The organism is Lysobacter sp. CA199 (assembly GCF_052078715.1).
Taxonomy (GTDB): Bacteria; Pseudomonadota; Gammaproteobacteria; order Xanthomonadales; family Xanthomonadaceae; genus Lysobacter.
The window spans coordinates 1-7,389 of sequence record NZ_JBQJIL010000029.1 but is presented as its reverse complement, the minus strand read 5'-3'; the positions used below and the strand labels follow the sequence as shown (position 1 = coordinate 7,389).

Below are 7,389 nucleotides of genomic sequence, written 5' to 3'. Positions count from 1 at the left end.
GCACCTCGGCCTCTCGCAGCTTGTGGATGATCTCTTCGGAACTAAAGCGCTTCTTGGGCATGGTCCAAATCTCCTTGGTCATAGTTTATGAACAATCGATCTGGATCAGTTTTTTCAGGTCAGGTCATGACAGTAGAGGTCAAAATCATCGCCAAGTGATTGGGAGTGAACAGGATAACAAGCCATCGAAACGGTAATGGCGATTAGAGTGTTCTTGACGTGACGAGCGATCTTTGTGCGTGGCATTGTGTTTGGTCCGTCCGATCTGGATGAAGTGAGTAAGGGACGATTTGCCGATCCTTCGATCGACTCCGAAATCGACCGTTCGCGTTACACGGCGCAGACGTCTTCGCCCAGTCGCAGCGCACTGATCTGCGCCGCCGAGAGAATACTGGGCTGTGAAGCCGCACCTTCCTGACGCAACATCAGAATAGTCACCTCCTTGGCCGGGTCGTCCTCTGAGATGAGCAGTTCCAGACAAGCACGGTGCCGCTGCATTTCCCATCGCAACCACTGGGTTGGGTCAAGTCGTTGGACGTGGAACTTGTGGACGCCTATTCCCGATCCCTCGATCACGCTGGCCAGTGGGGCATCGCGCACGTCCTCCACGCTTGATCGCCCAAACTCCATGCAAAATGCAATTGCCGACACGGTTCCAAAGGCAGCTTCCTCAAGCGCCGTAAAGATCGCACATGCGAATGCGTGCTGGGCTGATATTTTAAACTTGTTCAATGGCTTCGCCGGAGAACGGATTCTCTGCCTGAGCCCAATCCCATACGGTGTCCAGCGCCCTGCGTAAGGCACGGACGTTGCCGCGGTTGAACTGGCAGCGATACAAGCGATAGTTTGCGAGCATAGGCTTGCAGCAGTACGCCATGAAGGACACGCACTTCCAGTGCGGCGCCGCAGTCGGCGCAGCAACCATTTCGGATCGAAACTCAGGGTGCATGGGGCGTCTTCTTGACTGGGCTTCGCAGGGTGGGCTCGGATGGATGGCTTCCACGGCCCGCCGGTTCCCATCGGCTGGCAGTAGGTTCCGCGAAAAGAAAGGCCCCGATGCCGGGGCCCTTAAACGCGCCTCAATCTGAGGCTGACGAGTGTCTTAATTTCTTGGGCAGCTTACCCTGAAATCAAAAAAATTCTGTGGTTACTCAGGCAGTTAGAGATTTGTGATAATAGATCACGATCATCTAAATAAAATGACGGTCGGGCACTTGCGTGATGTAAGGCTTCGTTGAGGAATAAGGATTGTGCCGGGCTGTGTGACAAAATTCGGGCGCCCCGATCGAGCTGTAGGCGAAATTTCGTAATACATAACTATATCCCCCTCATCACTCAGCTGACTGAAGTTGCGGACAATTTCCTCCAGACGAATTCCACCGGATAGAACTTCATTAGGCGCAATATGAATGTACCTCATGTAATCAGCTATTGGGGCATGAATATCAGCCGGCAGGGCTTTGCCCTCCTTGATGAGAAATGCTTTGATATTTAGTGCGTGTCGATTGTTCCAGGGCAGACTCCCTTCCGCTACTTTCAACTGTGTTCGTGTTGTATTACGAAAAGCCATCATTAATTCATCAGGTGAATTGCAGTCCATGTAAACGCCGACCTTCACCGTCGCAGTGGCAGTGCCTCCTGCGTCTGCATGTACAGAGGTGGCTAGGAAAGCTAGTACTAATGCTAAGATTCCTCGTTTAGCGCGGCTTGTTATAAGTTCCATTATAAATGTCCGGTATATTGTCTGTGATAGCATAATGAATCTTCTCGACAACTTGCTGCAAGCAGAAGCCGGTGCATTTGCCTTCTCTAATTTTTCTAGCCAAGCATCGCAGTTCCGTCGCGTGTGCATGGAGTTCAGTTCTCTGCAATTCTGTCAGCTGACCAGGCGGGGCCGAAGATGGGAAAGTGATTATTGTGGGCGTCCTTTCGACCCCGAAGTCACTAAGAAAATGCTTTGGACAGATATTTGGATCGCTATCTAGGGCGTTCTTAGCATGTGTCTGCTCGTGCTCATAGGCGCAGTCTGCGATCTCATCGCATTGTGCCCAGTCCTTGTCCCACACGGCCCTATTAAAAGCAGGGGTGACAACACCATCAACACAATAAATACTGCCGGCGGGCGACTTTCCGGGTGCCCTTAGCGGAATATGATACGGGTGATAGGTTTGAAGGCCGGTCGGATCACTAAAGATTGTGGGCTGTTGAAGGGCGTATGCATATGTGTTTATCCCACCGTTCAACCCGATTGGATCGCTTTGCAGATACCGGCCCGTGACCGGATCATAGTCGCGGAAGTAGTTATAGCTCAGGCCGGTGCTTGAATCATGGCGTTGCCCCGGGAAGCGCATGTTGAACACGAACGCGGTGCCATCTTGATCCGGATCCTGGTTCGGCGGACTGTTGCCAAACGCCTCACCCTTCGCATCCCAGGTCCAGATGGCTACACCAGCAGCACCGCGGCTCGGGTCCACCACCGCTCGCGGCGTACCCAGATGGTCGGACTCGATATATTTCAACGATTGTGCGGTTCCCGCACCGTCCAACAATCCCACCGGCAGACTATCCATCCAGATCACTTGCTGGATCGTCGCGCCGGTACTGTCGTAATCGCCGATCCACTGACCGGCCTCGTCGTACAGCGTATAGGTCGTAACCGGTCCGCTATCGCCGGTGATCGCCGCGACACGCTCGCCTTTGGCGTTATAGCGGTAACCCATCGTTACCACGCTGTTGCGCTTGACCTGCTTCATGCGGTCGTTGGCGTTGTAGACGAACTCGCGGGCGGTGCCCCCGATCGCAGTGGTGTTGCCGGCTGCGTCGTGGCTGCGGCTGACGCCGCCGACGCTGCTCAGGCGGTGACTGTTGTTCGGATAGGTGTAGTTGTTTTCGACCGTGCCGTGAGTGAGCTTCTTGCGGTTACCGGTCAGGTCGTACTCATAGGACTCGATCGCGGTATTGGTTGCGCCGTCGCGGGTGAAGGCCAGACGGCCGAGGGTGTCGTAGTCGTACTTCGCCAGGGTGGTTGTCTGAGTGCCATCCTTAAGCGTGGTCAGCTCGCCCACTGCGTTGTAGCTATAGGACAGCGACAATCCGACATTGTTGCTGTTGGAAACGACGGTCGGGCGATAGTCCTTGTCGGTGTGCCGCACCATCTGGTGCTGGCCGCCGTAGTACCAGAACCAGGCCGGGCCGAACGGTTTGTGGCTGCCCCAGTTCAGTACACCCAGGTGATAACCGCGTGCGGTTTTAGTGTAGACACCGGTGATGCGGCCGTTCTGGTCGCGTGAGTACTCCGCGGTGGCGCCATCGGGGTAGGTCATTTCCTCCAGATCGCCAGCCTTTGTATAGGCGTAGCGCAGGGTGAACGCCTTGCCGGCCACGATCTGGACCTTGCGCACCCGTTGGCCGAAGCGGTCGTAGCAGTACTTCAGCTCGGTACCTTCGGTCCGCATCGCGGTGACGCGGCCCAGCGCGAAGTTCTCGCCGTTCGCGCATTCGGCATTGACGGTGTCGTAGTCGTACTCGACGTCGGCCGGGCCGGTTGCGCTATAGAAGATCGACTTCGGACGATTGAGCGCGTCGTAGGTATAGCGATGCGCGCTGGCGTCGTTGGCATCTTGCTTGGTGGTGAGCAGGCCGGCGCTGTTGTAGGCGTACGTGGTGACTCCGGTGTCCGGGCTGGACAGCCGGGTCTGGTCGCCGAAGCCGTTGTAGCCGTAGGTGGTGACCAGGTTGTTGGGATCGGTGACCTCGGTGACCTGATCCAATGCGTTGTACTTCGTTACGGTTTTGGCATTCAAGCCGCCAACGTCCTGCCAAGTACGGGCCAATCGGTTGAGCGGATCGTGATCCTGGTCGGTGATCCGGCCCAATGCATCGGTGACCGTGTCCAGGTTGCCGTTCGCGTCGTAGGTGAAGCCGGTGGGATTGTCCGCCGAGTCCTTGAGCGTCTGCATCTGGCCGAGGGCGTTGAAGACCCGCGACATGGTCTTGGTGATGCGTCCGTTTTCGTCGCGGATGTCCTCCTGCTTGCGGTTGCCGGCCTTGTCCAATGTGTACACGATGACGCCGGTGGAGTCACGGATCTCGGTCAGGCGGTAGGCCGCGTCGTAGATGAAAGAGGTGTACACGCCGTCGGGCCGGGTCACCTTCTTGACCATGCCAGCTGGCCAGTACTCGACCTGGGTGATGCGGTCGTCGGTCTCGCTGTCGACGTTGGTCCCGCGCACCTTGGTAGCGGTGAGCCAGCCGCGTGGGTGGTACTCGTAGTCGGTGATGACGCCGTTAGGGGCGGTGACCGATTTGACCCGGCCCAGCGGGTCGTAACCGAAGAACTCGGTCGCGCGACCAAGTGCATCGACCACCTTGCGCAGGTCGCCCTTGCGGTAGCTGCATGCCGGCGGTTGGCTTTCGCAGACCGGATCGTCGATGCCGTAGTACGTGTACGTGGTGATGTCGCTGACATCGGTGCGTGGGCCGTCGATCGACTTGACCAAGCCCAGCACCGGACACTCGCTATTGCTCGCGGCGACGTCGGCGGCTTCGCAGTAAGCGTAAGCCGTGGTGCGAACCTCGTTGGTGACGGTGTCGCGCATAGTCACGCTGGTCGGTTGCAGGCGCGCGTTGCGGATGATGCGGGTTTCGCGGTTACCGACCTTGCTCAGAATCACGCGGTTACTGACGCTGTCACGGCGTTCTTCGCGGGTGCGCGCTTCGGGCTTGCCGACCGCTTCGGTGACGCCATGGGTCCAGGCTGGCTGACCAGTTACCGGATCGTTGGCGACCGTATACGTGTGCTTGGTCTGTATGCCTTTGCGGTCGGTGACGGTGTCGATGCGGCGGCGGAAGTCGGACGAGTCGTTGTAGTAACTGCGTGCGACCGTGCCCTTGCTATCGATCAGATTGCCGGCTTTACGCGGCTTGTCCGTGGCGCCGGCCGTGGCCAGCCGATAGTCGGTGGCATCGCCCAAGGCGTCGGTGACGACCGCGCCGCCTTGCGCCGAATAGGCCAGAGCGACTTTTTCGACACTGCCGGCATGCTCGCTGTTGATCAGTCGGCCTTGAGCGTCATACGCAAACGTGCTGAAGCGCTGGTTGTCCTCTCCGGTGATGCCGGTCAGATTTTGCGGGAAACGGGTGTCTTCGTAGTGGTAGCGGCGCGCGCCGTTGTTGGCATAGGTCACGGTCTCGACCTGGCCATTGGCGGTGTAGGTATAGGCGGCCAACGCCTGACCAACTGCGCTGATCGAAGCGATCGCAGACGCGGTCGATTCCCCCGCGTACTGGATCGTGAGCGTGCGACCGGTCGAATGGGTCATGGTCGTGAGCCGGCCGAGTACATCGTAGGCATAGCTCAGAACTTCGCCGTTGTCGAAGCGCTGTTCCTGCAGGGTTCCGGTGGCGTCGAAGGTCAGGGTGGCGCCACCACGCTGCAGCAGCCAGTTGGTGCCCGAGGCGGTGATACGGTCGCCGCTGCCGTCGACGGCTTCGTAATAACCGCCCGATTCGCGGAACGGCAAATGCGAGCCATTGGCCTGGAACAAGCCCAACTGCGGTGGATCGCCGCTCTGGATGCCCAGGCGGATGTCATGCGAATGGGTCCAGCCGTAGCCGAATCCGCCGGTCGAGTTGGACGTGGCCGAGTGATAGGAGCGGATGAAGCTGATCCAGTCCAGCTCGATGTCGCTTTCGGTCTCGTACTTGTCGCCGGTTGAGAAGTCCGCGGGGTTGCCGACCAGCGTGCAGCTGTCGCAGTACACCGGCGGAGCGGTCAAGCGAACGGTGTAGAAATCGTCCGAGCAGGTGTTGTTGCTGGGATTCCATTTCAGGAACTCGTTGGAGCAGCGGTCCCGTTCGCGAATGATGTTCTCGTGGTCGTCGTAGAGGGAGCACGTTCCCGACGATTTACGGTTCCATATAACCTTGAAGCCCACGATTTGACGGGCGGGTACGTTGTCGACCCATTGGCCCAAGGTGCCCCAATCACCATTCCGGCTCGCAGTCGTGTTAGGAGTGCAGCCGGCGTTGACGCTCTTTTGGTCGTAGAGGGACTTGAGGGCCTGCGTGAAGTCCTGCTCGGTGCCCTGGAACGTCAGGCCGAACGTGGTATAGAGCCACTCATTGATTTTTGAGATCTCGGTTGGGATCCCGTACTTAAGCTGGACGCCGGTCTCGGTGATCGATCGAGCCTTGAGGGTCGTGATCAGGTTATAGCCGCTGGGCTGCGTCCGCAGGTAGGCGAGCGCTTCTTGCTGTGTGGCATGTTCGGTTTGAAAATCAATGTTTTTCCACGAGTGCCCGCTTTCTTGTGCGGACACGGCACTAAGAGGAAGAACGAGTCCGATCAGCAAGACCAACTGCCGTCCCAGCCGGCCTATCCCCCTGCGGACATGAGGCGGTCTTGCTCCGATCCATGATCTTTGTGTTGCGGTGTTCATGCTCACTCCTTGTGAGGCAACTGCGGAAATCCGGGGGGATTTACCATTAACCACTGGGCGGCCAGCGCCGGTGGGCTAGGGAGATGGTTGGGGGCGCGAAGACGCGGCCAGGGAGGCAGGCGGAGGAAGGGGGATGGATAGATATGCACCATAAGACGCATCCATGTCGGCATAGAATGTGCCATGACGTCCGTGCGGCAGTAGCTGAGCATCATTCTCCTGTCCAGGATATCTGGCAAGTGTCTGCCGGAATGAGACTGCGAGGCGTGGTCCGTGGCTATCGCTCCTGACGATACCGCCGGCCCGCCGGCCCCCATCGGCCGACGGGTAGTCTCCTCCACCGCAGTTACCGCTCCGGCGACGGGGGAGCTTCGTCGGCGGGCGGAAGACTTTTTATGTTTCGGATTGCGTGATGGTTGATCGACGGGCCGATCCAGTAGCTCGCCTCGTAAGATGGCAACATCACGTGGGGTTGTAATGCCGAGACGAACCTCGCCACGAGAAATCCGCAATACTCGAACCTCGATCTCTTCCCCGATCAAGAGGACTTCCATTGGGACGCGTGATAGAACCAGCATTATCGCGCCTGCCACAGGTTGGGAAACCGCAAGACATAGTCGTCACAGGCGTCTCGCATCTGGAGGCTCGCATCGGACCAACGGAGCAACGCATCGAAGTCGCCAGGCGTCATAAAGCGAACGACACATTCGTTCTCTCCACCGATTCGCGGTGCCCATACTTCAGTGGTTACCCCGTAAGTCAGGTGGTGGTGGCGCGCACGCGCCGTAGCGGCGGCAATGCACGCTTCGCGCGTGGCGAAAGGTGACCTGACCTGAAAAAACTGATCCAGATCGATTGTTCATAAACTATGACCAAGGAGATTTGGACCATGCCCAAGAAGCGCTTTAGTTCCGAAGAGATCATCCACAAGCTGCGAGAGGCCGAGGTG

The 7,389-nt window shown here is 58.1% G+C and carries 6 protein-coding genes; all 6 read right to left on the bottom strand.

Going from position 1 to position 7,389, the window contains the following annotated elements; all coding sequences use genetic code 11:
• Positions 1-330 precede the first annotated feature (330 nt).
• The gene (locus tag ACTOWJ_RS29280; RefSeq protein WP_441338168.1) at positions 331-732 is read right to left on the bottom strand and encodes a hypothetical protein; all 402 of its coding nucleotides are present in this window, start codon (positions 730-732) and stop codon (positions 331-333) included.
• Positions 719-925: a DUF416 family protein gene (locus ACTOWJ_RS29275; protein ID WP_441338169.1), complete on the bottom strand. Its 207-nt coding sequence runs from the start codon at positions 923-925 to the stop codon at positions 719-721. Before ACTOWJ_RS29275 ends, ACTOWJ_RS29280 begins: the two co-directional genes overlap by 14 nt.
• A 261-nt stretch (positions 926-1,186) precedes the next feature.
• Complete coding sequence (locus ACTOWJ_RS29270) at positions 1,187-1,600, bottom strand: hypothetical protein (RefSeq protein ID WP_441338167.1); 414 nt, start codon at positions 1,598-1,600, stop codon at positions 1,187-1,189.
• Positions 1,601-1,697: 97 nt separating this feature from the next.
• Positions 1,698-6,440 (bottom strand): RHS repeat-associated core domain-containing protein, encoded by a 4,743-nt coding sequence (locus ACTOWJ_RS29265; protein ID WP_441338166.1) that lies wholly within the window; start codon positions 6,438-6,440, stop codon positions 1,698-1,700.
• A 2-nt stretch (positions 6,441-6,442) separates the two neighbouring features.
• Positions 6,443-7,018: a carbon storage regulator gene (locus tag ACTOWJ_RS29260; protein ID WP_441338165.1), complete on the bottom strand. Its 576-nt coding sequence runs from the start codon at positions 7,016-7,018 to the stop codon at positions 6,443-6,445.
• A 181-nt stretch (positions 7,019-7,199) separates the two neighbouring features.
• Positions 7,200-7,389: hypothetical protein (locus tag ACTOWJ_RS29255; RefSeq protein WP_441338164.1), on the bottom strand; the 190-nt coding region annotated here is incomplete at its 5' end.